Source organism: Achromobacter sp. UBA2119 (assembly GCF_002331005.1).
Lineage (GTDB): Bacteria > Pseudomonadota > Gammaproteobacteria > Burkholderiales > Burkholderiaceae_B > Achromobacter > Achromobacter animicus.
The window spans coordinates 196,280-217,478 of record NZ_DCYD01000012.1 but is presented as its reverse complement, the minus strand read 5'-3'; the positions used below and the strand labels follow the sequence as shown (position 1 = coordinate 217,478).

The window sequence follows — 21,199 nt, the reverse complement described above, 5'->3', positions numbered from 1 at the left end:
AAAAATTGCGCAGCCCGGTGCGCATCGCCCGAAAGGCCATCAGCCGGGCGTTTGGGTTTTTCTTATCCACAAATTCTGTGGATAAGAAGAACCGGGGTGGATACCGTCCCGCCTACGAAGGGAGTAATTCGACCGGCACACCCTCGGGCACTTTGCGCATCCGATCGCGTTCAATCCGGGCCGGCGCAAAGCGCGTTTTGCGCGCAGCAGCATTTTGCAGCAGCACGGACAGCACCGAGCCCTTGTCCTGGATCCAGCGCGTCTTGCCGCGCAAGAGCTTGACGGCATTGTCCGCGGTGCCCAGCCGGTACGACATGGCATTGATCTCGATCGAGGACTTGCCGTTGAACCGCGATTCGTCGATCTCGGTGATGGCGGCCGCGTCCAGATTGTTGCTCTCGTGGTCGATGCGGTAGACGTACTTGAGCCCGTGAAACGGGTCTTCCACGACGATGAGTTTTTCCGACCCGGACACGTCGGACATCATGCCGATCACGCGGGACTCGACCATCTGGTTGCCGCGTTGTTCTTCGGTGTAAATGAAAATGCTGTGCCGCATGGGGGCGGACTGGGCCGGTGCGGCCCCTACAAGGCGAGAACGATCCATACCTGAACGAAAAGAAGCGGGAGGGGACGCAAGGCCCCCGAAGACGCGCATGATACCAATTGTTTCAGGTGCGTGCTGTAACAGCTGGCGCGGGGGCGACCCCGCGCCGGGCAACGCGAGCGATCAAGCGCGCGCGGCGAGCTTTTCGCGGCGCTGGCGCACGGCCAGGGCCAGTGCGGCCAGCACGGGCTCGGTCTGTGTCCAGCCCAGGCAGGCGTCGGTGATGGAGACGCCATGACGCAGCGGCTCGCCGGGCTTGAGGTCCTGGCGGCCTTCCTCAAGGTGGCTTTCGATCATGACGCCCGTGATGCGGCTGTCGCCTTCGGCAAGTTGGGCGGCGATGTCGTTGGCCACGTCGATCTGGCGCACGTGCGATTTGTTGGAGTTGGCGTGCGAGCAGTCGATCATGACCTGTTCGCGCTGGCCGGCCTTGCGCAGGGCGTCGCAACAGGCTTGCACGCTGGCGGCGTCGTAGTTCGGGCCTTGCTTGCCGCCGCGCAGGATCACGTGCGTGTCCTGATTGCCGCGGGTTTCGAAGATGGCAGCCATGCCCATCTTGGTCATGCCCATGAACGCGTGCTTGGCGCTGGCGGCGACCATCGCGTCGGCAGCGATCTGCACGCCGCCGTCGGTGCCGTTCTTGAAGCCCAATGGGCAGCTCAAGCCGGAGCTGAGCTGACGGTGGCTGGGGCTTTCCGTGGTGCGTGCGCCGATGGCGCCCCACGCGATCAGGTCGGCGATGTACTGCGGGCTGAGCAGGTCCAGGAATTCCGTGGCGATGGGCAGACCCAGGCCGCCGATGTCCAGCAGCAGTTCGCGGGCGCGGCGCAGTCCTTCGTTGATGCGGAAGCTGCCGTCCAGGCGCGGGTCGTTGATGTAGCCCTTCCAGCCGACGGTGGTGCGGGGCTTCTCGAAGTACACGCGCATGACGATCAGCAGGTCTTTCTTGTGCTCGTCGGCAGCGGCGCGCAGCTTGCGCGCGTATTCCATGGCTTGCGCGTGGTCGTGGATGGAGCAGGGGCCCACCACCAGGACCAGCCGGTCGTCGCGGCCGTGCAGCACGTCGGCGATCTGCGCGCGGCTTTGCTCAACGAGCGTCTGGATGTCGGCCGACACCGGCAATTCATCCTGCAGCAGCGCGGGTGAGATCAGCGGGCGCACGGCGCTGATGCGGGTGTCGTCGGTGCGCGTGTTGTCCTGGGTGGCGTCGGCGGCGCCGACCTCGCGGTCGTGCAGGGGGTCGTCAATGCGGGTCAAGAGAAGCTCCGTGCCGGTAGATGCGGGAAAGTCCGCCATTATCGCACCCGCGGACGGTGGAGGCGGATGGGTGGCTGCGGCAAGTCTGTGCGGCGGGGACAGGCCCCAATGAACGGAGCCGGACGGCGGAGGCGCCGCTGGCTACGCCTATCGGTGACGAACTGAATTAACCCGTTATCGATAAAGACATGTTTCGCGTGGATGCCTTAGCATTGATTCACGCTCTCAGTTGGCCGGGTGCAACCGGCTTGCGGCAGGCGCAGGCGGGGGCCGCGTGCGGCTTCTTACCGTGTATACAGGTCCAGGACGGTCAGCAATGCCAAAACCCGATGCCGGAGCGTCCCGACGGATTCTTCTCGTGGAAGATCACCCAGTCGAACGCGCCTACTTGCAGAACATGCTGCTGGCATTGGGCTATCGCCGCGTGGCGGGCTTGGCAAGCAGCATCGAGGCGGTTGGCGCGATCACGCGTCAATATCATGACGTGCTGATCAGCGACATCGTGATGGGCGAAGGCGATGGCACGCGGCTGCCCAACGACCTGCGCAGGCTGGTGGACGCGGGGCGCCTGAAAAGCATGCCGCCGATCATCTGGATCAGCAGCCTGAGCGACGAACTGCTGCAGTCGCATGTCCGCCTTGCCCTGCAGGCCGGCTGCCCGTCGGCGCAGGCGCTGTCCAAGCCCGTGTCGCGCGTGGCGATGCAGCAGGCCATCAAGAATGCATTGCACAGCATCGACGACGAATCGGCGTCGCCAGACAAACCGAAATCCGTGCGGCGCGAGGTCATGGAAGCCGCGCTGAGCCAGGCGCTGCTTTCCGGCACCGGCATGAGCGTGGTGCTGCAACCCCAGATCAGCCTGTCGACCGGGCGCGTGGTGGCGGCCGAGGCGCTGTCGCGCTGGGTCGACCCCAAGCTGGGCGCCATCTCCGCCGCCGACTTCGTGCCGGCGGCGCATCGGCTGGGCATGGACCGCATGCTGTTCTGCCGCGTCACCGACCGCGTGCTGAGCGTGCTGCGCCAGATGCAGGACGAGGACATCGCCGTGCCCATTGCGATCAACGCCTCGGCGTCCACGCTATGCTCGCGCGATCTGCCCGGCCTGCTGGAGCAGAAGGTGGGGCAGGCGGGACTGCCCGCCCGGCTGATCAAGGTCGAGCTCACGGAAGACGAGCCGGTCAACGATTGGCTGGCGCTGTCGTCGACCCTGAATCTCTTGCGGGTGCGGGGCTTTGAGCTGGCAATGGATGATTTCGGCGCGGGCATTGCATCGATGCGCCTCTTTTCCGCCATGCCATTCAATGAATTGAAGATCGATCGCGACTTCATCGTGCATATGCACCGCGAGCCGGCCTCGCGCGCCGTCGTGGCGGCCGCGATTGAAATGGGGCGGGTGCTGGGCCGGCGCGTGGTGGCCGAAGGCGTCGAGCAGGAGCGCGATGTGCAACTCCTGCGCGAACTCGGGTGCGATGTGGCGCAGGGCTACGGGATCTCGATGCCCTTGGCCCCGGACGACTTCATCGCGTATTGCCGCACCCACTGAGCGCGAACGACCAGCCATTTTTGCCGGACCCTGTTTGATTTGCGTCAAAGGTTGTCCGGGACGCGCGAAATGGCGGTCTTGGGCGAAACTACCATTCTGTCTGCGGCCTGCCAGGGGTTGGCACGGCCGCCGATTTGATGGGAGCGATGCCGATGCGACGAATCCTTTTCTCGATCCTCGCCGTCAGCGTCCTGGCTTGGTCGGCCGCCCTGTGGCTGCAGCCGCCAGCCGCCTTTAACGTCTGGACGTGGCGCGATCAACTGATTTTGCTGACCGGTTTGACGGCTTATGTGCTGATGGCACTCATCATGCTGCTGTCGGTCAGGCCGGTCTGGTTGGAAAAGCGGCTGGATGGCCTGGACAAGATGTACCGGCTGCACAAGTGGTGCGGGATCCTGGCCACCGCGCTCGCCGCGGTGCATTACCTCATCAAACTCGCCAAGCCGCTGCTGCTCGCTATTTTCGATCCGGTTCCCAAGACGCCGCGCGCGGCGGCCATGCTGGATGTGTTCCGGGGATCGGCCAAGGACTTGGGCGAGTACGCCGTCTGGATTCTGGTGGCGATGGTGCTGCTGACCCTGTGGCGCCGGTTTCCGTACCACGTGTGGCGCCAGGTCCATCGCATCGCCGCAGTGATCTTTCTGGTGGCGGCATTTCATGGCGTTGTGCTGACGCCCGCCGCGTGGTGGTCGCAACCGGTGGGCTGGCTGGTGGGCGTTGCGACCGCGGTGGGGTCGGTTTGCGCGGTCATGGCGCTGACGGGCCGCATCGGGCGGGCGCGCCGCTACAAGGGCACCGTGCTGGACGTCGATCACCTTTCAGACGACATCCTGCGCGTGACCTGTCGTGTAGAGGGCGATTGGCATCACCGCGCCGGCCAGTTCGCCTTTCTGACGGCCGACCGCAACGAAGGCGCGCATCCGTTCACGGTGTCGGGCGCTGACGATGGCTCGGGCCGGGTGCAGTTTTCGATCAAGGCGCTGGGCGATTACACGCGGCGCCTTCAGAAGACGCTGGCGGTCGGGCAGGCGGTGACCGTTGAAGGGCCCTATGGGTGTTTCGACTATCGCCGCGACGAGGACCGCCCGCAGATCTGGGTGGGCGCGGGCATCGGCGTGACGCCCTTCATTTCATGGCTTGAGGCCTTGCAGACGCATCCCGAAGACGCGCCCGTCGCCACCCTGTATTACTGCGCCCGCAATGCGGCCGATGCGCCGTTCGCCGACAGGCTGCGCGAACTGTGCGCGCGCGTTCCAAGCGTGAAATTGGACGTGCGTTACAGCGACCAGCACCCGCCCTTGACTGCCGACGTCCTGGCCAGGGCGCGTCCGGACGGCGCACCCTGGCCAAGTATTTGGTTCTGCGGTCCGACGGGCTTTGCCGACTCGTTGAAGGACGGCCTGTACCGGCGCGGCATGCCGGTTCGGCAGCTGTTTCACCAGGAAGCCTTCCAGATGCGTTAGCGCATCAGAGGCCGTTCACGTCGATGTCGCCCGGATAGTCCACAGAAAACTTCAGCACGGTCTCGCGCGACTTGCCCGGCTCCAGTTCCCAGTCCCACACCAGCTTGCCGTCTTCTTCGCGCTTGATGTCGCGCTCGGACGGCGACAGCAGCTTGACCACGATCTTCTCGTTGCGCGAGATGGGCAGCCGGTCCGCGAAGGACACCTTTTCCGTGGTGGCCTTGTTGTTCTTGACGGTGATCTTGTACTCGTAGGTGACGCGCTTGCCGCTGCCCGAAAAGCCGGTGCTTTCGGTGTAGCGATTCACCAGCTGGCGCTTGATGGAAATGCCATCGTCGGCGCCGAGGGCCAGCTCCAGTTTTTCGCCCGGCATCACGGCCTTCATGGTGCCTGACGCCACGAACGCGTCGTCCAGGAAGGTATTGAGCGGACCGGCCAGGAAGGGGAAGTCGGTGTTGTTGCTGGCCTGCGCAGTCAGGTAGACGGTCTCGCGCAGCCCCGGCGTGGATTGGTATTGCAAGGTCGCAGGCAGCTGGGTCGTTGCGATGGCGACGCGTTGCGTGGTGTTGTCCGACAGCAGCGTGGCCGGATTCTTGATCTGGAACGACGCGCTGGTCGCGGCGTTCTGGACCTGGGCCGTCGAGACATCGATGACTTCGGCTTCGGGCTCGGGCAGCACGGCGCTGTCTTCCACCGCACTGGCGCGCGGCGCGCGCTTGGCGTGCCTCTCGGCCTGCACGGCGGCGGGGGCGGGCGCGGCAACGGGCCGGGGCGGCGGGGGCGGCGCGGCCACGTCGATGATCCACGGACGCAGCGTCGGCGCGCCGCCGCCCAGGGACGGCCGGGCGGTGGACAGCGTCAGCTTCACGTTCTTCCAGTCTTCGCCGGTGTTCTGGCGGATGACGCCGAAGTAGCCCAGATCCACATTGCGGTCGGCGGGGCGCAGGCGCGCGTCGTAGGCCGGCGTCCAGCGTGCGCCCGCCACCGCATACGACAGCGCCAGGTCCAGCTTGCCCGCGCGCGCCATGTTGACCCGCAACGTGACGGTCTTCGTGCGACGGCCCGATTCGCCGCGCACCAGGCCAAGCTGGGTTTGCAGCGCCGTCATCTCGCGCTCCAGCTCGGTCTTTTGTTCTGCCACGCGCCGCAGGCCCGCCAGCGTCGTGGCCAGCGACTCGGCGCTGAGGGTCTGGATCGCCTTCAGTTCGTCCAGCGTGAGCCGCGCGCCGTCCTTGGCCGGTTCCGTGGCGCCGCGCTGCATCATCAGGATGAGTTCGCGCTGGTTATCCAGCACCGCAGCTTCGTCGTCCAGCGCGGCCTGGCGGCTGACCAGCTTGTCGATCTGCGCCTCGATCTGCCGCACGCGTTCGTTGGCGGTGGCGGCCTGATAGACGTCGCTGACCTTGACGTCAAGCAGTGTGGCCTGGCCGGTGCTCTTGGCAGACACCTGCAGGGAGTTTTCCTGGAGCGACGCGGGCAGGTTTTCCAGCACCAGCTCGTGTTCGCCCGCGGCAAGCTCGCTGCTGGCGGCGCGGGTGACTACGGCGCGATCCTGGTAGACAGTGACGGCGCCGATGGAGGAGGGCAGCGCGGCGGCGGCAGCCAGTCCGGGGATCGACGCAAAAGCCAGGGCCAGAAGGGTACGTCTCACGGGAGCACCTTTATAAAGTTGAACGCGGCTGACAGCGGGTCTCCCACGGGGACGCATCGCCGGCAAGCGCGTGAGTCTATCGCCGGCATCGCCCGGACGGTTTACAGGAAATGACAAACGCGACAGGGGGAAACGGCGGGTTCGTGGAAACTCAATCGCGTTCGGGATGCGCCAGGCGCCGCAACATGCCGACCGCGTTTTCCGCAGCCACTGATCGGTCGTGCCGCCGGTACGCCATGTCCAGCAGGGCGTGCGGGGCATCGCCCTTGATGGGCCGGTACTCGATGCCTTGCGCGCCCATGTGCCGCATGGCGGCGGGCACGATCGAAATGCCGACGCCCGCCGCCACCAGACTCACGATAGACGCCATCTGCGGGGCCTCCTGGATGACGCGCGGCACAAAGCCGGCGCGCTGGCAGGCGGACTGGATGGCGTCATACAGGCCCGCGCCGATGGGCCGCGGATACAGCACAAAACCCTCGTCAGCCAGTTCGGCGATGGGAACGGCACGTTTGCGGCTGAGCGGATGGCCGGGCGGCAGGGCGATCAGCATCGGCTCGTCCAGCACGCGCTCGGATTCGAACTCGGCGTCCAGCACGTAAGGGGGGCGCACAAAGGCGACATCCACCTCGCCGGCGCGCAGGCCGCGCAGCAGCGAGATGGTATTGCTTTCGGTCAGGGTGATGCGCACGTCGGGATAGCGGTCGCGGTAGGCGCGGATGGCACGGGGCAGGTAGGGGTGGAATACGGCCGATGCGGTAAAGCCCACCGTGATGGCCCCGCGTTCGCCGCGGCCCAGCCGTCTGGCCATGTCGATGGCGCGGTCGGCGCTAGCCAGGATGGCGCGCGCGTCGTCCAGGAATTGGGCGCCGGCCTCGGTCAGCGCGATGCCCCTGGGCAGGCGCAGGAACAGCGGTGTGCCGATCTCGCGTTCCAGTTGCTGGATCTGCTGGCTGAGCGGAGGCTGGCCGATGCCCAGGCGGGCCGCCGCGCGCGTGAAGTGCAGTTCCTCGGCAACAGCGGTGAAGTAACGCAGGTGGCGCAATTCCATCGTTTTTAAATATGAACGGGTCAAGTTTCATATATTGGACATATGCAGGGGAAAAGTCTACTTTGTCGGCACGGGCTCAAGCCCGGTGTTTTTCGAGAATCCTGATGTCTACCCCTTCTGCAAGTCCCGCAACCGAACGTGCCGCCACGTCGCCCGAATATCTGGCGCGCGGTACGCCGGGACTGCGCCGTGCCCAGTGGGCGCTCTTTGCCGCCGGTTTTTCCACCTTTTCCCTCCTGTATTGCGTGCAGCCGCTGATGCCGCTGTTCACGCATGCGTTCAACGTATCGCCGGCGCAGAGCAGCCTGGTGCTGTCGCTGTGCACGGGGTTGCTGGCCATCGCGATCTTCTTTGTCGGCCTGTTTTCCGCCGCCTTGCCGCGCAAGCGGGTCATGGCGTGGTCCCTGTTTGCCTCCGCCGTCCTCGGAACCGTCGCGGCCGTCGCGCCGGACTGGCAGAGTCTCCTGGCGCTGCGCGCGCTGCAAGGCGTGGCGATGGGCGGGGTGCCCGCCGTAGCCATGGCCTACCTGGCCGAAGAGGTGGAGCCCGGCACACTGGGCTTCGCGATGGGCCTGTACATCAGCGGCAGCGCATTCGGCGGGCTGTCGGGACGGGTCATCACCGGCCTGGTGTCCGACCATTTCGGCTGGCGCGCGGCGATGGGCACGCTGGGATTGCTGGGCCTCATCGCGGCCCTGCTGTTCGTGTGGCTGCTGCCGGCCTCGCGCCGGTTCACGCCACGCCGGGGCCAGGGATGGGCTGGCGTGTGGGCGGACGTGCGGGAAGGCGCCGGCGCGCACCTGAAGAATGGTCCGCTGTGCGCGCTGTTCGCCATGGGCGGGCTGCTGATGGGCGCGTTTGTCGCGGTCTACAACTATGTCGGCTTTCGCCTGCTGCTGCCGCCGTTCTCGCTCAGCCAGACCTTCATCGGGTTCATCTTTGTCGTCTACCTGGTGGGCATCTTCGCCTCGACCTGGTTCGGCCGCCTGGCTGACCGGCACGGGCGCGGCGCGATGCTGGCCGCAGCGTCCGGCCTTGCCCTGGCGGGCCTGCTGTTGACCCTTTCCAACGGGTTGCCCGTGCTGATCGCAGGCATCGTCGTCTTCACCTTCGGCTTTTTTGCGGCCCACGCCGTCGCGAGCGGCTGGGTCGGGCAGATGGCGCGTGGCTACAAGGCGCTGGCCGCCTCGTTCTACCTGCTGGTCTATTACGTGGGGTCGAGCGTGCTTGGGGCGCTTGGCGGCCAGTTCTGGACCGCGGGCGGCTGGCATGGCGTTGCCGCCATGGCGGGCGGCTTGCTGGCCGCCGCGCTCGTGATCAGCGCGGGTCTCGCCTGGCGCACGGGACGGCGGCATCCCGCGGCTGGCGCCGCTGGCCCCGCCTGACCGCACCCTTTTTTTCGGGGAAGGGTAGCGTCGCGTTACGCAGGGTTGCGCCACGCGCGCTTCTATCGCGATACATTCTGTATTGCGATAGGGGGAACCATGCTGACCAAGCAAGACCGCGTGTCCCTGCCATGGACCGACACGCTAGCTCGTCTGGAAGACGAACGCATCATGCTGGAGCGCATAGCTGCCGGCGTACCGATCCGGCAGGTACTGGAACATGTGCTGAACGCCGTCGAGGCGCAGTCGAGTGTGACGCTGCGCGCGTCCATCGCGGTGGTGGACGACGCGGGAACCGAATTGCGGCATTGCGCCGCACCCGGCCTGCCGGACGCGTTCAATGCCGCCGTGGACCGCGTAGCCATCGGGCCGATGACCGCCTCGTGGGGCGCGGCAGCGCATTCGGGCAAGCCGGTCTACACCGACGATATTGCCAACGATCCGCGTTGGGCGCCGTGGCGCGACCTTGCCTTGGAGAATGGCTTGCGCGCGTGTTGGTCCACGCCGATCAAGGCGCCAGACGGACGGCTGTTGGGCGTCTTCTCCAATTACTACGAAGAAAGCCGGTTGCCGACCGCGCAGGATATCGACGCGATCGCGCTGGTCACGCGCAGCGCGGCGCTGGCGATCGAAAGGCATCTGCTGGACGTGGCCTTGCGACGCAGCGGAGAGCGCTGGCGGGCGATGTTCGACGGCATGCAGGAAGCGTTTTTTCTTGCCGAAGCCCTGCGCAGCGAAGACGGCCGCATCGCCGACTTCCGCTTTCTGGAGGTGAACCCCGCCTTTGAACGCCAGAGCGGCATGCGCGAGGGCGACACGCTGGGCCACACGCTGCGCGAGATGATTCCCGGCGTTCCCAGCCAGATCCTGGATACGTTCGCGCAGGTCGTGGAGTCGGGCGAGCCCGCCCAATTTGAATTTGCCGTGCCCGCGCCCAAGGATGCGTGGTACGAGGCGCGGGCGCGCAAGGAAGGCCCCGATCGCATCATGGCGCTGTTTCTTGACGTCACCGCGCGCAAAGCCGCCGAGACCGAGCTGTGGGAAGGCCAGCATCGCAAGAATTTCCTGCTGGCGCTGGGCGATCGCATGCGAGAACTCCATCTGCAGCCGGCCATCGAGGAAACCGCTTGCGCGGGATTGGGGCAGCACCTGTCGCTGGGCCTGGTGGCGGTTCTGGACTGGGCCGGCGACGGCGCGGCGCCGGTGGTGTCGACCTGCTGGCGTTCCGAGCATGATGTGGCGAGCCACGGCGCACTGGCGACAGAACAACTGGGCGAAGATTTTTTCGACGCCGTCCGCAAGGGGCGCACGACCTATCTGCAGCCGCTGGTGGCGCAAGAGGGCGGCGACATCCGCCCGTCGGCCATCGTCGTGCCGATGCGCCGCTGGGCGCGGCAAGGCGGTGCGCTGCTGGTCCGCCCCTTGTCGAGCAGCCGGCTCAAGCCGGCGGATCTGGCGTTCATCGAGGAAGTCGCCGAACGGATGTGCGACGCGGTCGAGCGTTCGCAATACGCACGCATGCTGGAGCAGCGGGTGGAGCACGCCATTGCCGAGCGGGATCGCATCTGGCGAATGTCCCCCGAGCTGCTGGCCGTCATCGACAGCAGGGGCCGGTTTGCCAGCGTGAATCCGGCCGTGCAACCCATTCTGGGCTGGAGTCCCGACCAGTTTCTGTCGATGGGGCTGGCCGAGCTGATCCACCCGGACGACCTGGATGCGACGCGCAACGCCTGGTCGCCGCACGCGCAGGCGGACGGCACGCAACCCGCCCGGCACCTGGAAAACCGGGTCCTGCGCCGCGAGGGCGGCTACAGCTGGATCACCTGGAGCATGTCGTGGTCGCAAGACAGCCTGTACGTCGCGGGACGTGATGATTCCGATCTGAAAGCGCAGGCCGAGGCGCTGGCCGACACCGAAAACGCATTACGCCAAGCCCAGAAGATGGAGGCGGTGGGACGCCTGACCGGCGGCATCGCGCACGATTTCAACAACATGCTCCAGGGCATCACCGGTGCGCTGTATCTCATTCAGCGCAAGCTGTCTGCCGGCGTGCCCGAACAGGCGCAGCGGTTCATCACGGTGGCCATGGATTCGGCGAACCGTGCCGCACACCTGACGCAGCGCCTGCTTACCTTCTCGCGGCGCCAGCCGATCGACCCCAAGCCGTTCAGCGTGGAGGGCACGCTGCATTCCATGATGGACCTGTTCCATCGGTATACCGGCGAGCGCGTGAATCTGGTCTTCGATCTGGACCCGGACCTGTGGCCGATCAATTGCGACAAGAACCAGTTTGAGAACGCGATGCTCAACCTGGTGATCAACGCCTGCGATTCCATGCCAAATGGCGGCGTGTTGACCATTGCGGCGGCAAACACGCAACTGGACGAAGCGTCGCTTCGCCAGAGCCCGGGCGTCAAGCCGGGCCCGTTTGTCGAGGTCACGGTGTCAGACGTGGGCTGCGGGATGTCGCCCGATGTGCTGGCCCACGCCTTCGACCCGTTCTTCACCACCAAGCCGCTGGGCGAAGGCACGGGGCTCGGGCTGTCCATGACTTACGGTTTTGCCAAGCAGGCCGGCGGCAGTGCCGTGCTGGAAAGCGCCGTAGGCGTCGGGACGTCGGTGCGGCTGTACCTGCCTCGCCATCAAGGCGTGCCGGAACAGGCCGCGGATGCGCCGCGGGCGACCGGCACGCAAGCGGCGTCGGCCGGCCAGGCTTTCGTCATCGTCGTGGAAGACGACACGAACGTGCGCGAAATGGTGCGCGAGTCGCTGGTGGATATGGGCCTGCATGTATTGACGGCCGGTGACGGGGAGGCAGGTCTGGAGCTGGTGACGTCCACGCGTAACCTGAGCCTGCTGGTGACCGACGTTGGCCTGCCCAACCTGAACGGCCGGCAGTTGGCGGACGCCGCGCGCGTCGCTCACCCCGGCCTGCGCGTGCTGCTCATGACGGGCTACGCCGAAAGCGCGGCCAGCGCGGGTGGTTTCCTGGAGGACGGCATGGAACTCATTGTCAAGCCGTTCTCGCTGGATGCGCTGGGCGAACGGGTGCAGCGGATGCTGGAGGAGAGCGCGGGGCCGCAGCGGGCGGGGTAGAGGTCAAATAGGCGGTCAAGTGTTTCAACGGCAGGTAAAAAATGCCCCGCATGGCGGACTACCGCAGGGGGAGTAGATAAAGCGGGGGTCAGGCACGGGGCTTGCGACTAGGTTGAAGCATTTCAACCAAGGAAGGAGCTACGCTATGAAATACCGTGCCATGACTTGCGCGTTTGCCATGATTGCCGGCCTTGCCGCTGGCGGTGCCTATGCCCAATCCACGGGCCGCAGCTCGCCCCCGACCTCGCCGTCCACGACGCCGAATGACGGGGCTGCCGTGCCGCCCAACACCCAGGTGCCTCCAGGCCAGATTCCGCCCGCCCCGAATGCGGCGCCCCAGACCGGCACCACGCCGCCGAACCTGGATAAGAGCGGTCACATGAAGTCCGACAAGCATGGGTCGGAAATGCCGAATCGCAAGCGCGAAGCCAATGACAATGTGCCGAATACCCCGGCCGGCGGCGCCGCGCCTCCTCCGGGATATCCGAACACGGGCGGCAGCAAGTAAGCAGCCCCACACAAAAAGGCTTCCGAAAGGAAGCCTTTTTTTTTGTGCCGCGGAAATCAAGTCGGAGTCAAAGGCCGTCCCTGCGCAACTAATCGCGGCACCGGTTCATGCCGGTGCCGCGATTCAATGCTGGCGGCGCAATTCAGCCGGCGGCACGCGCAACTGGCCGCGGTATTTGGATACGGTGCGGCGGGCGAGAAGAATGCCGTTGGACGCCAGTTGCTGCGTTAACGCCACGTCGGAAAGCGGCATGGACGGATCTTCGGCGTCCACCATTTCCTTGATCAGCGCGCGGACGGCTGCGGCGGAACACGAGCCGCCCGATTCTGTTGCGAGTTCGCGCGAGAAGAAGTGGCGGAATTCAAAGACGCCGCGCGGGGTCGTCATGTACTTGCTGACCGTGGCGCGCGACACCGTGGACTCGTGCATGTTCAGATCATCGGCGACTTCGCGCAGCATCAGCGGACGCAGGGCGACTTCGCCGTACTCAAAGAACATCTGCTGGCGCTTCACGATCGCTTCGGCCACGCGCTGGATGGTGGTGTAGCGCTGCTCGACATTTCGCACCAGCCAGCGCGCCTCCTGCAGCTCTTGCGCCATGGGGCTGCGGTCGTCCAGCCGGGCGCGGCGGAAGAGGTCCGCATAGGCGCTATGCAGACGTGCGCGCGGCATGGCGCTGCGATTGGGCAGCACGCGCCAGCGTCCCTGCCATTTGTCGACAAACACATCGGGCACGACGTACACCGGCGCGTCGCCGCTATAGCGGCCGCCGGGCTTGGGATCCAGGCGCCGGATCAGCGCGCAGGCGTCGCGCAGGGCATCGTCCGAACATGCCAACGCGCGGCGCAGGCCGGCGTAATCGTTCTTGCCCAGACGTTCCAGATGGTCCTGCACGATGCGCTGGGCCAGCGCCCGCGTGGCGTCGTCTTCGTCGGGCAGCGCCGCCAGTTGCAGCGTCAGACATTCGCGCAGATCGCGCGCAGCGATCCCCGGCGCATCCAGTTGCTGCACCAGGCGCAGGGCCGCCATCCATTCGCTTTCGTCGGGAATCGGATTGATGTCTTCGTCGGCGGCCGTACAAAGATTTTCCAGCGGGGTGCGCAGATAGCCGTCGTCGTCCAGGGCGTCGATGATGAATTCAGCCAGCAGGCGGTCGCGCGGCTGCAGGTGGTAGTTGCCTAATTCGAAGGACAGGCGGTCACGCATCGACACGTTGGCGCAGGCCCATTGGCCCAGATCGCTGTCGCCGCCGGACGGGGCGTGCGTGGGATAGTCGCCGGAATAGGCCGGCGCGTCGGGCAGGGGTTCATCCATGTCCGGGCTTTCGGATGCCGCGACCGGTGCTGGCGCGGACTGTCCGTCGGCCTGCTCCGTCATCTCACCGCGGACGCCGGGCGCAGCCGGGGCCGCCTCGGGCTCCGATTCGTCCGGATCTTCGAGAAAAGGGTTCGTCGCAAGCGCGTGTTGTACGGCCGTGGTGAACTCCAACGCCGACATCTGAAGCAGCTTGACGGATTGTTGCAGACGCGGCGCCAGCGTCATTTGCTGGCGCAGGCGAAGTTCTTGCATCGGGTGGCCCAATCGAGTCTCCTGAAGGGGCAGCCGCCGGAAGGCGGCTCGTTCCTTTCATAGACGCAAAAATCGTGCCAACCCCATTTGAAGGGGGGAGCCGCGGCGGGAACGCGGCATGCTGGGAGAGTATTACAAAGGGGGTGGTAATAACTGCTCAGGCGGCCGCTTCGGGCTCGTCCTTTTCATAGACATCCAGACGGTTGTACAGCGTCTTCAGACTGACGCCGAGCGTCTCGGCGGCCAGGCGCTTGTCGCCGGCATGATGCGCCAGCGTGGCCAGGATGAACTCGCGCTGGGCCCGGCCAAGCGGCATACCTACGGGAAAGTTCAGCGAGCCTTCGCGCATCTGAGCCTGGTTTGGGCCGCGCTTGCGCGTGAGCAGCTCGGCGTCCAGCTCCGTGTCGGCCATGATGTAGGCGCGCTGGATCACGTTGCGCAGTTCACGCACGTTGCCCGGCCAGTCGTGCGCCTTGATCGCTTCCAGCATGTGCGGCGAAAACGTCTTCTGCGTGCCATGCTGCGCATTCAACGTGTCCAGGAATTGCTTGGCCAGAAGCAGGGCGTCGTTGCCGCGCTCGCGCAGCGGCGGCACGCGCAGCGGAATCACGAGCAGACGGTGCAGGAAGTCCTGACGCAACCGGCCGTCCGCGACGGAGGCAGCGGGGTCGCGGTTGCTGGCGCAGATGACGCGCACATTGGCGCGCAACACGTCGGTGCCGCCCACGCGTTGATACGTGCCGACTTCGAGCACGCGCAGGAAGTGCACTTGCATGTCCGGCGGCATTTCGGTGACTTCGTCCAGAAACAATGTGCCGCCGCTTGCAAACTCGAAATAGCCGGCATTCTGGGACACGGCGCCGGTGAAGCTGCCTTTTTCGTGACCAAAAAGTTCGGCATGCGCCAACGATCCGCTGATCGCGCCGCAGTTGACCGCCACGAACGGCTGGTCGCGGCGATCGCTCGCATCGTGGATGGCCCGCGCTACGATTTCCTTTCCAGCGCCACTTTCACCGATAATGAACACGCTTGCATCGGTGGCCGCCGCAAGGGCGATCTGGTTTCCCAGCTTTCGCATTTGCGGCGACATGCCGCTGGTGTCGGCGAACACGGAAGTGGGCGAAGGCGCGGTGGTGCGCGTAGCGGTATTTCGACTAGCCATGCTTGATCCTCAGTCCCGGAAGCGGGCCTGCAATAAGTGCATCGTAGAGTGCAGCCTACTCTCTGATTGCGACGAGTTGCAAGCATTGGAAAACGTTGGTGGAATCCGAAAAATTTTTGCACTGGCCGCCCCCATAGTGACTATTCTGAGCGTTATAGAAGGGATACGGAGATAGCATGCCTCACCTGCTAATCGTCGATGACGACGATGCGATACGAGAAACACTGGCCGAAATCGGCCGCGATAGCGGGTTTTCGGTGGCCCTGGCAGCCAGCGTCAAGGACGCCCTGATCCAGCTCGAACGGCAAGCGCCCGACCTGGTGCTGACTGACGTCCGGTTGCCGGGCGGCAGCGGCATGGACATTTTCAAGAACGTTAATGCGAGTAGCGCGGAAGTGGTGGTGATGACCGGCCACGGTACTGTCGACAACGCCGTCCAGGCTTTGCGCCTGGGTGCGACCGACTATCTGGTCAAGCCGATCTGCATGGAGCGCCTGGAAGAAATCCTCAAGCGCATCATGGTGAATTCGGGCGGCGAGCTGCCCGGCACGCCTTTCGAGGAACCGGGCCGTTTCGGCAAGCTGTACGGCAAGTCCGAACGAATGCAGACGCTGTACCGCCAGATCGGGCGCGTGGCGCCCACCACCGTCACCACCTTGCTGATCGGCGAAAGCGGCACCGGCAAGGAATTGGCTGCCCATGCCATCCACGAACTCAGCCCGCGCCGCCAGCGGCCGTTCATCGCGGTCAACTGCGGCGCGATTTCGCCCAACCTGATCGAAAGCGAAATGTTCGGCCACGAGCGCGGCAGCTTTACCGGTGCCGACCGCCAGCACAAGGGTTACTTCGAACGCGCGGACGGCGGCACGCTGTTCCTCGATGAAGTCACCGAAATGCCGCTTGACCTGCAGGTCAAGCTGTTGCGCGTGCTGGAGACGGGGCAGTTCATGCGCGTGGGGACCAATCGCGAAATCGCCTGCGACATCCGCGTGGTGGCCGCCACGAACCGCAATCCGGAACAGGCCGTGCAGGAAGGCAAGCTGCGCGAAGACTTGTACTACCGCTTGAGCGTGTTTCCCATCGAATTGCCGGCGCTGCGCGACCGCGGCAGCGACATCCAGTTTCTGGCCCAGCGCTTCCTGCAGACGCTCAACGAAGAATCCGGCAAGAACAAGGCGTTTTCGCCGGAAGCGGCCGCGGCACTGGAGCAATACGAATGGCCGGGCAACGTGCGCGAACTGAAGAATTTTGTTCGCCGCGCGTTCATCATGGCTGACGGCGATGTGCTGGATCTGGAAATGCTGGTGCCGCAGGTCTCGCCTGCTGGCGAGTCGTCTGGCGGTCAGGTCAGCGTGCCTGTCGGAGAGACGCTGGCAGAGGCCGATCGGCGTCTTATCCTGGCGACGCTCGAACGCTGCAACGGCGTGAAAAAGCAAGCCGCTGCCGTGCTGGGCATCAGTCCCAAGACGCTCTACAACCGTCTTGAGGAATATGCGGCAGCGGGCTATCCGCTGCCTGGCGAGAATTCCCGGGCGGGTGGACCGTCCCGGGAATCCGCCTAGACCCGCTTATTTGTTGTAGCGGGTCTTCAGGTCTGCCATGCAGGCGTCCTTGGCATTACCGGACATGGCGTCGCACTTTTCCTTGCCGACTTTATAGTCGGCGTCATTGCGCGTTTTCGCGGCGTCATGCGAGGCTTCGGCCTTTTCCTTGGCGGCCTTGGCGTCTGCCTTGGCCTTGTCGCGCGTGGCTTCGGCCTGTTGCTGGCAGACATCCTTCTGGTTGCCCTTCATGCCGTCGCATTGCTTTTTGTCCATCTTGTATTGGTTGTCGATCTGATCGTTCGTGCGAACGCCGGCAGCGCCAGTCTGCGCGGTGGCCTGGAACGCGAGGACCGAAAAGCACAGGGCGAAAGCGGGGCAAATCGTTTTGGACAGCTTCATGACTGACTCCTTGGGAAAGTGGTCCGGTAGTTGGCGGACCCGACCAGGGTCAGAGCAAGCGCCGTGCCCAGGTTGTTCAGGCACGGCGCTTGCGCATTGAGCCGGTGCCTGTCCGCCATCTTCGGACGGGCGCGTTTCAAGGAGAGCATTCATGACGACCCAACACGAACAACAGCCGGGAAAGTCCAAGGCCAACACCCCTAAGGACGAAACGGAAGCGTCGAATCAGAGCGGACAGTTCGGCGCGGATAAACCGACCGACAAGGAAGAACCCTACAAGCGTCAATCAGACAAGAAGCCTAACCGCGGAGGGCCTGAGTTCGAAGAGGGCGGTCAGTATCCAGGGAAGCGGCCCGAAGGGAAGTAACCGTTGCGCTTCGCGCTGCGCGTCTGGCGCCGCGCGAAGCAGACGCCGGGCTTAGCCGCCATTGCGGACCGGATCGGGCGCATCGCGCGAGATGCCGGCTTCGTCTGCGTCCGTGACGCGATCAGTGGCGACGTCTGCACCGTCGTCGTCCACGAAGTCCGGTTCCACGCTCTCGCGTTCGCCGGTGGCCTGGGAGTCGGTGTCGGTATGCCGGCGGTCCAGCGGCAGGTCGCTGGCCGAATCGGAAGAGTCGCTTGGGCCCAGGTCGGGCCGGCCGCTGTCGTCAAGGTTCAGGTCGGTGTCGGGGATACGGGGCATGGGGATCTCCAAGTTGGGAAAAGCGCGTCCAGGACACATCCGCGGACGTCGCCATTTGCCGCCGAATTGCAGCAAGCGCCATGCCGCGATTGCCAGACAAGGACCAAGCGGCGCCGCGCGGGTATGGAAGTTGCTCCTGCTGGGTGAATTTTCTACCGGGAGATTGTCATGTCCTTGATTGTCGCTGCACGGTTCCAGACCTTCGACGAAGCCACGCTGGCCGCCCAGAAGCTGTTTGCCGAGGGCTATACCGAGGACGACATCCACACGTTCTACGTCAGCATTGCGGGCGAGCACGGGCGCTTTCCGTTGGGCGGCGACCGCGTCGCCGATCCGGACGCCAAAGGCGGGCACTTCGGCGCCGTGGCCGGCGCGTCGCTGCTGGGCCTGGTGTTCGCCTTGGTGGCGGGGGTGATTGCCGCGCAATTGGCCGCGTCCATCTTCATCACCATCGCGGCAGCGGGCGTGGGCGCTTATATCGGCGCGCTGGCGGGCGCCATGTGGGTGATCGGCCGCAAGAAACGCGTGCGCACGGCGCCGGGTGAACCGGAGAAGTCCCATCCGCCGGTGCGGCAGGCGGGCGTGATGCTGGCGCTGCATGTGGATATTGGGCGCGAACAGCAGGCGCGTCAGATTCTGCGCGCGGCAGGCGGCACGGACATCGAGCGCGCGAATGGCCGCTGGCAGGACGGCAAATGGCAGGATTTCGATCCGCTGGACCCGCCGCGCCGCGTCGAAGCGCCGACCACCGCGAACTGAAGGCCGCCTGGCCGCTCACGGAGACAGAACAATGAAGCCATTTACCATCCCCTCGCTGGCGGCTGTGGCCGCTGCGGTCGTCCTGGCGGGCGTTGGCCATGTGAGCCACGCCGCCGAACTGGACGCGTCCGACGCCCGCTTTCTGCAGGCGGCGTCGGGCTCGGGCATGTTTGAAGTACAGGCCGCCGAGCTCGCCGGCAAGCGCGCGCAGGATGCGCAGGTGCGCGCATTTGCGGCGAAGATGCTCAAACAGCACACAGCGGTAAACAAAGAACTGAAGGCGCTGGCCGCGGCGAAAAACGTGGCGCTGCCGGATCAGCCGGCCGAGCCTGAACGCGCGACGCTCCACGAGCTGGGCGGGTTGACCGGTGCGTCGTTCGACCAGCTTTACATCCAGAAGGCCGCCGTGGACGCGCACGCAACCGCAAACCGCCTGTTTGAGACTGCTGCGAAAGCGTCAGAAGACGCGCAGGTGCGTGACTTTGCGGTCCGCACCTTGCCGATGCTGAAAGATCACTATGCGATGAGCCGCGCGCTGCAGCGTGAGCCGGCCGTCAATGGTGAAAAGATCCACCCCGCGCCGAAGGGGGAAGCACCGCCGGTGTCCCCGGCGTCCCGCGCCGCGCCGGCTTCTGTGGTGCCGGAAAAGTGAAGGCCGGCGCGCGGTGCGGCAGGTGTCCGGGGGATCGGCCGTTAAAAGGTACGGCCCCTCGCTCATGTCCAGCCGCTCAGTCGCCGGCGCTGCCGGTGATGGGCAGCACGATGCCCGTGATGTAGCTCGAGCATTCGGGCGATGCCAGAAAGACGTAGGCCGGTGATATTTCCTCGGGCTGGGCGGGGCGTTTCAAGTCCGTCTTTTCGCCAAACGACTTGATCTCTTCGGCGCTTCGGTCGGCCGGGTTCAGGGGTGTCCACACGGGGCCCGGCGCCACCGCATTCACGCGGATGCCTTGCTCGGCCAGATTGGATGCGAGTGATCGCGTAAACGCATGGATCGCGCCCTTGGTCGATGAGTAGTCCAGCAGCTTGCCGCTGCCGTTCAGGCCCGTGACGGATCCTGTGTTGATGATGGCGTCGCCCGTCTTCAGGTGTTCCAGCGCCGCGCGCGCCATGTAGAAATAGCCGGTGATGTTGGTGCGCAGCGTCTTGTCCCATTTCTCGTCGCTGATTTCCGGCAGGGTGTCGGTATGCAACTGGAAGGCGGCGTTGTTGACCAGGATGTCGAGCTTGCCGAAATGCTTGACGACCTGCGCCACCGCTTCGTTGCAGAAGGCTGAATCCTGCACGTCGCCGGGGATCAGCAGGCACTGGCGGCCTTCGGCCTCGACCGCGCGGCTGGTCTCCTTGGCGTCTTCGTGTTCGTTCAGGTACAGCACCGCGACGTCAGCGCCTTCGCGGGCAAACAGGACGGCCACCGCGCGGCCAATGCCGGAGTCGCCGCCGGTGATGATGGCGACCTTGTCCTGCAGCTTGCCGCTGCCTTTGTAGCCGGGCGCCCGGTATTGCGGTTTGAGCACCATGTCGGCTTCAACGCCTGGCTGTTCGTCCAGGTGCTGGCCCGGCATGGGCGGCGTGGGATGCGGGCGGTCGCCGGTCTGGGCGTTCTTGGGTGTGCTCATGTTTTCTCCCATTGGGCGGCGCGGGATGCGCCTTGCGCCCGGGAGTCAAGCAAACGCCGTTCCCGGCGACCGTGCCGACCGGCTACTGACGGCCGACGATGATGCCGAGCAGAAACGCCGCACCCGCGGCCAGCCCGACTGCCTGCCAGGGGCGCGCGTGGATGTATTCCTCGGTGCAATCCAGGGTTTCGCGCATCAGGTCATGCGCGTTGTCGGAGGCGTCACGCAAGCTTTGACGCGTGGCTTGAAGCTGGTCGCCCAAGCGCGCCTTCAAGGCCTCAAGGTCGGTTGCCGAGCTGTCGCTGAGCGTGGCTTCCAACTCGTCGATCCAGCTTTCCGGATGCCGCGAGCGCCTGTAGGCGCCACGATTGTCGGGGCCGTTCTCGGGGAAGTCGGAAGGCATAGGGGTATTCGTCGTGGCCATCGAAAGCTCCTTGACTGTCGGGCGGAAAATGCGCCGTCGCGGCCGGCCCGGACGGCCGCGTGGCGGGGCGAGGCTTACGCCTCGACCATGTCTCGGCATGCCAGCGTGCAGGCGATGCAGGCGCCCGCGCAGATCTGGCACTTTTCGGATTCGTGCGTCGAACACTCGCGCGCGCAGGCATCGCAGACCAGCGCGCACAACGTGCACAGCGCTTGCGCAAATTCGCCATCGCGCGCAAGCATGGCCGCGCATAGCCGGCAGACTGCCGCGCAGTCGACGCACAAGGCGATGCAGGCCCTGAGCTGCGCCGGATTCTGCCGCAGGCAGCTGGCGGCGCACTGGTCGCACGCCACCGCGCATTCATAGCAGGCTTGCACACATTGCTCGAAGTTTGGGTCTCGCATTGCATCTCCTTGTGAACGGCCGACGACGCGCAGCCACACAAGGGCAGGGCGCCCGGCGGCACATCCGCTTGCA

General features: G+C 65.4%; 20 protein-coding genes. 9 read left to right on the top strand and 11 right to left on the bottom strand.

All coding sequences use genetic code 11. The features are described from left to right. Positions 1-112 precede the first annotated feature (112 nt). Positions 113-607, bottom strand: coding sequence for a hypothetical protein (locus B3098_RS12190; RefSeq protein ID WP_175121604.1), 495 nt, complete (start codon positions 605-607; stop codon positions 113-115). A gap of 123 nt (positions 608-730) precedes the next feature. Next, positions 731-1,864: a 3-deoxy-7-phosphoheptulonate synthase gene (locus B3098_RS12185; protein ID WP_286896449.1), complete on the bottom strand. Its 1,134-nt coding sequence runs from the start codon at positions 1,862-1,864 to the stop codon at positions 731-733. A 316-nt stretch (positions 1,865-2,180) separates the two neighbouring features. Here B3098_RS12185 and B3098_RS12180 point away from each other — a divergent pair, with 316 nt between their 5' ends. Beyond that, positions 2,181-3,407: an EAL domain-containing response regulator gene (locus B3098_RS12180; protein WP_286896446.1), complete on the top strand. Its 1,227-nt coding sequence runs from the start codon at positions 2,181-2,183 to the stop codon at positions 3,405-3,407. A 152-nt stretch (positions 3,408-3,559) separates the two neighbouring features. Then, positions 3,560-4,870, top strand: coding sequence for a ferredoxin reductase family protein (locus B3098_RS12175; protein ID WP_286896443.1), 1,311 nt, complete (start codon positions 3,560-3,562; stop codon positions 4,868-4,870). 4 nt (positions 4,871-4,874) lie between these two features. Here the strand turns inward: B3098_RS12175 and B3098_RS12170 are convergent, their stop codons facing one another. Both B3098_RS12170 and B3098_RS12165 read right to left on the bottom strand, forming a co-directional pair. Then, entirely contained in the window at positions 4,875-6,521 is a 1,647-nt protein-coding gene (locus B3098_RS12170) for a mucoidy inhibitor MuiA family protein (RefSeq protein ID WP_414631274.1), read from the bottom strand. Positions 6,522-6,672: 151 nt separating this feature from the next. Beyond that, positions 6,673-7,572, bottom strand: a complete 900-nt coding sequence (locus tag B3098_RS12165) for a LysR family transcriptional regulator (RefSeq protein ID WP_286896440.1) — start codon at positions 7,570-7,572, stop codon at positions 6,673-6,675. Positions 7,573-7,676: 104 nt separating this feature from the next. Here B3098_RS12165 and B3098_RS12160 point away from each other — a divergent pair, with 104 nt between their 5' ends. From B3098_RS12160 to B3098_RS12150, 3 genes are all read left to right on the top strand, one after another. Further along, positions 7,677-8,957, top strand: a complete 1,281-nt coding sequence (locus B3098_RS12160; protein ID WP_286896438.1) for an MFS transporter — start codon at positions 7,677-7,679, stop codon at positions 8,955-8,957. Positions 8,958-9,056: 99 nt separating this feature from the next. Next, complete coding sequence (locus B3098_RS12155) at positions 9,057-12,053, top strand: GAF domain-containing protein (protein ID WP_286896435.1); 2,997 nt, start codon at positions 9,057-9,059, stop codon at positions 12,051-12,053. 145 nt (positions 12,054-12,198) lie between these two features. Beyond that, entirely contained in the window at positions 12,199-12,561 is a 363-nt protein-coding gene (locus tag B3098_RS12150; protein ID WP_175121599.1) for a hypothetical protein, read from the top strand. A 123-nt stretch (positions 12,562-12,684) separates the two neighbouring features. Here the strand turns inward: B3098_RS12150 and B3098_RS12145 are convergent, their stop codons facing one another. After that, positions 12,685-14,130 carry an RNA polymerase factor sigma-54 gene (locus B3098_RS12145; RefSeq protein WP_286896431.1) on the bottom strand — a complete coding sequence of 482 codons (1,446 nt, stop codon included), beginning with the start codon at positions 14,128-14,130 and terminating at the stop codon, positions 12,685-12,687. A 157-nt stretch (positions 14,131-14,287) separates the two neighbouring features. Then, positions 14,288-15,292: a sigma-54 interaction domain-containing protein gene (locus B3098_RS12140; protein ID WP_286896429.1), complete on the bottom strand. Its 1,005-nt coding sequence runs from the start codon at positions 15,290-15,292 to the stop codon at positions 14,288-14,290. A gap of 176 nt (positions 15,293-15,468) precedes the next feature. Between B3098_RS12140 and B3098_RS12135 the strand changes: the two genes are divergently transcribed. Continuing rightward, positions 15,469-16,854 (top strand): sigma-54-dependent transcriptional regulator, encoded by a 1,386-nt coding sequence (locus tag B3098_RS12135; protein WP_175136551.1) that lies wholly within the window; start codon positions 15,469-15,471, stop codon positions 16,852-16,854. 6 nt (positions 16,855-16,860) lie between these two features. Here B3098_RS12135 and B3098_RS12130 read toward each other — a convergent pair whose 3' ends face one another. Further along, positions 16,861-17,235, bottom strand: coding sequence for a hypothetical protein (locus tag B3098_RS12130; protein WP_286896427.1), 375 nt, complete (start codon positions 17,233-17,235; stop codon positions 16,861-16,863). A 151-nt stretch (positions 17,236-17,386) separates the two neighbouring features. On the opposite strand from B3098_RS12130, the gene B3098_RS12125 reads away from it, so the two are divergent. Then, complete coding sequence (locus tag B3098_RS12125; protein WP_279974020.1) at positions 17,387-17,602, top strand: hypothetical protein; 216 nt, start codon at positions 17,387-17,389, stop codon at positions 17,600-17,602. Between the two features lie 51 nt (positions 17,603-17,653). On the opposite strand, the gene B3098_RS12120 is transcribed toward B3098_RS12125, so the two are convergent. After that, the gene (locus B3098_RS12120) at positions 17,654-17,920 is read right to left on the bottom strand and encodes a hypothetical protein (protein ID WP_286896425.1); all 267 of its coding nucleotides are present in this window, start codon (positions 17,918-17,920) and stop codon (positions 17,654-17,656) included. Between the two features lie 168 nt (positions 17,921-18,088). On the opposite strand from B3098_RS12120, the gene B3098_RS12115 reads away from it, so the two are divergent. Together B3098_RS12115 and B3098_RS12110 are read left to right on the top strand one after the other, a co-directional pair. Beyond that, the gene (locus B3098_RS12115) at positions 18,089-18,679 is read left to right on the top strand and encodes a hypothetical protein (RefSeq protein ID WP_175121594.1); all 591 of its coding nucleotides are present in this window, start codon (positions 18,089-18,091) and stop codon (positions 18,677-18,679) included. A 100-nt stretch (positions 18,680-18,779) separates the two neighbouring features. Then, positions 18,780-19,331: a DUF4142 domain-containing protein gene (locus B3098_RS12110; RefSeq protein WP_286896422.1), complete on the top strand. Its 552-nt coding sequence runs from the start codon at positions 18,780-18,782 to the stop codon at positions 19,329-19,331. 76 nt (positions 19,332-19,407) lie between these two features. Here the strand turns inward: B3098_RS12110 and B3098_RS12105 are convergent, their stop codons facing one another. From B3098_RS12105 to B3098_RS12095, 3 genes are all read right to left on the bottom strand, one after another. Continuing rightward, positions 19,408-20,298, bottom strand: coding sequence for an SDR family oxidoreductase (locus B3098_RS12105; protein WP_239213352.1), 891 nt, complete (start codon positions 20,296-20,298; stop codon positions 19,408-19,410). Positions 20,299-20,380: 82 nt separating this feature from the next. Continuing rightward, positions 20,381-20,701, bottom strand: a complete 321-nt coding sequence (locus B3098_RS12100; RefSeq protein WP_224776797.1) for a DUF883 family protein — start codon at positions 20,699-20,701, stop codon at positions 20,381-20,383. A 95-nt stretch (positions 20,702-20,796) separates the two neighbouring features. After that, on the bottom strand, positions 20,797-21,126 hold the full coding sequence (locus B3098_RS12095) for a four-helix bundle copper-binding protein (protein ID WP_239213350.1): 330 nt from the start codon (positions 21,124-21,126) through the stop codon (positions 20,797-20,799). Positions 21,127-21,199 lie beyond the last annotated feature (73 nt).

What these genes read in the sequence shown, in the direction of transcription:
- B3098_RS12180 (WP_286896446.1), top strand. Translation starts at nt 2,181, where the DNA reads ATGCCAAAACCCGATGCCGGAGCGTCCCGACGGATTCTTCTCGTGGAA.
- B3098_RS12100 (WP_224776797.1), bottom strand. Translation starts at nt 20,701, where the DNA reads ATGCCTTCCGACTTCCCCGAGAACGGCCCCGACAATCGTGGCGCCTAC.
- B3098_RS12145 (WP_286896431.1), bottom strand. Translation starts at nt 14,130, where the DNA reads ATGCAAGAACTTCGCCTGCGCCAGCAAATGACGCTGGCGCCGCGTCTG.
- B3098_RS12155 (WP_286896435.1), top strand. Translation starts at nt 9,057, where the DNA reads ATGCTGACCAAGCAAGACCGCGTGTCCCTGCCATGGACCGACACGCTA.
- B3098_RS12120 (WP_286896425.1), bottom strand. Translation starts at nt 17,920, where the DNA reads ATGCCCCGTATCCCCGACACCGACCTGAACCTTGACGACAGCGGCCGG.
- B3098_RS12165 (WP_286896440.1), bottom strand. Translation starts at nt 7,572, where the DNA reads ATGGAATTGCGCCACCTGCGTTACTTCACCGCTGTTGCCGAGGAACTG.
- B3098_RS12130 (WP_286896427.1), bottom strand. Translation starts at nt 17,235, where the DNA reads ATGAAGCTGTCCAAAACGATTTGCCCCGCTTTCGCCCTGTGCTTTTCG.
- B3098_RS12150 (WP_175121599.1), top strand. Translation starts at nt 12,199, where the DNA reads ATGAAATACCGTGCCATGACTTGCGCGTTTGCCATGATTGCCGGCCTT.
- B3098_RS12140 (WP_286896429.1), bottom strand. Translation starts at nt 15,292, where the DNA reads ATGGCTAGTCGAAATACCGCTACGCGCACCACCGCGCCTTCGCCCACT.
- B3098_RS12105 (WP_239213352.1), bottom strand. Translation starts at nt 20,298, where the DNA reads ATGAGCACACCCAAGAACGCCCAGACCGGCGACCGCCCGCATCCCACG.
- B3098_RS12095 (WP_239213350.1), bottom strand. Translation starts at nt 21,126, where the DNA reads ATGCGAGACCCAAACTTCGAGCAATGTGTGCAAGCCTGCTATGAATGC.
- B3098_RS12135 (WP_175136551.1), top strand. Translation starts at nt 15,469, where the DNA reads ATGCCTCACCTGCTAATCGTCGATGACGACGATGCGATACGAGAAACA.
- B3098_RS12115 (WP_175121594.1), top strand. Translation starts at nt 18,089, where the DNA reads ATGTCCTTGATTGTCGCTGCACGGTTCCAGACCTTCGACGAAGCCACG.
- B3098_RS12190 (WP_175121604.1), bottom strand. Translation starts at nt 607, where the DNA reads ATGGATCGTTCTCGCCTTGTAGGGGCCGCACCGGCCCAGTCCGCCCCC.
- B3098_RS12125 (WP_279974020.1), top strand. Translation starts at nt 17,387, where the DNA reads ATGACGACCCAACACGAACAACAGCCGGGAAAGTCCAAGGCCAACACC.
- B3098_RS12175 (WP_286896443.1), top strand. Translation starts at nt 3,560, where the DNA reads ATGCGACGAATCCTTTTCTCGATCCTCGCCGTCAGCGTCCTGGCTTGG.
- B3098_RS12160 (WP_286896438.1), top strand. Translation starts at nt 7,677, where the DNA reads ATGTCTACCCCTTCTGCAAGTCCCGCAACCGAACGTGCCGCCACGTCG.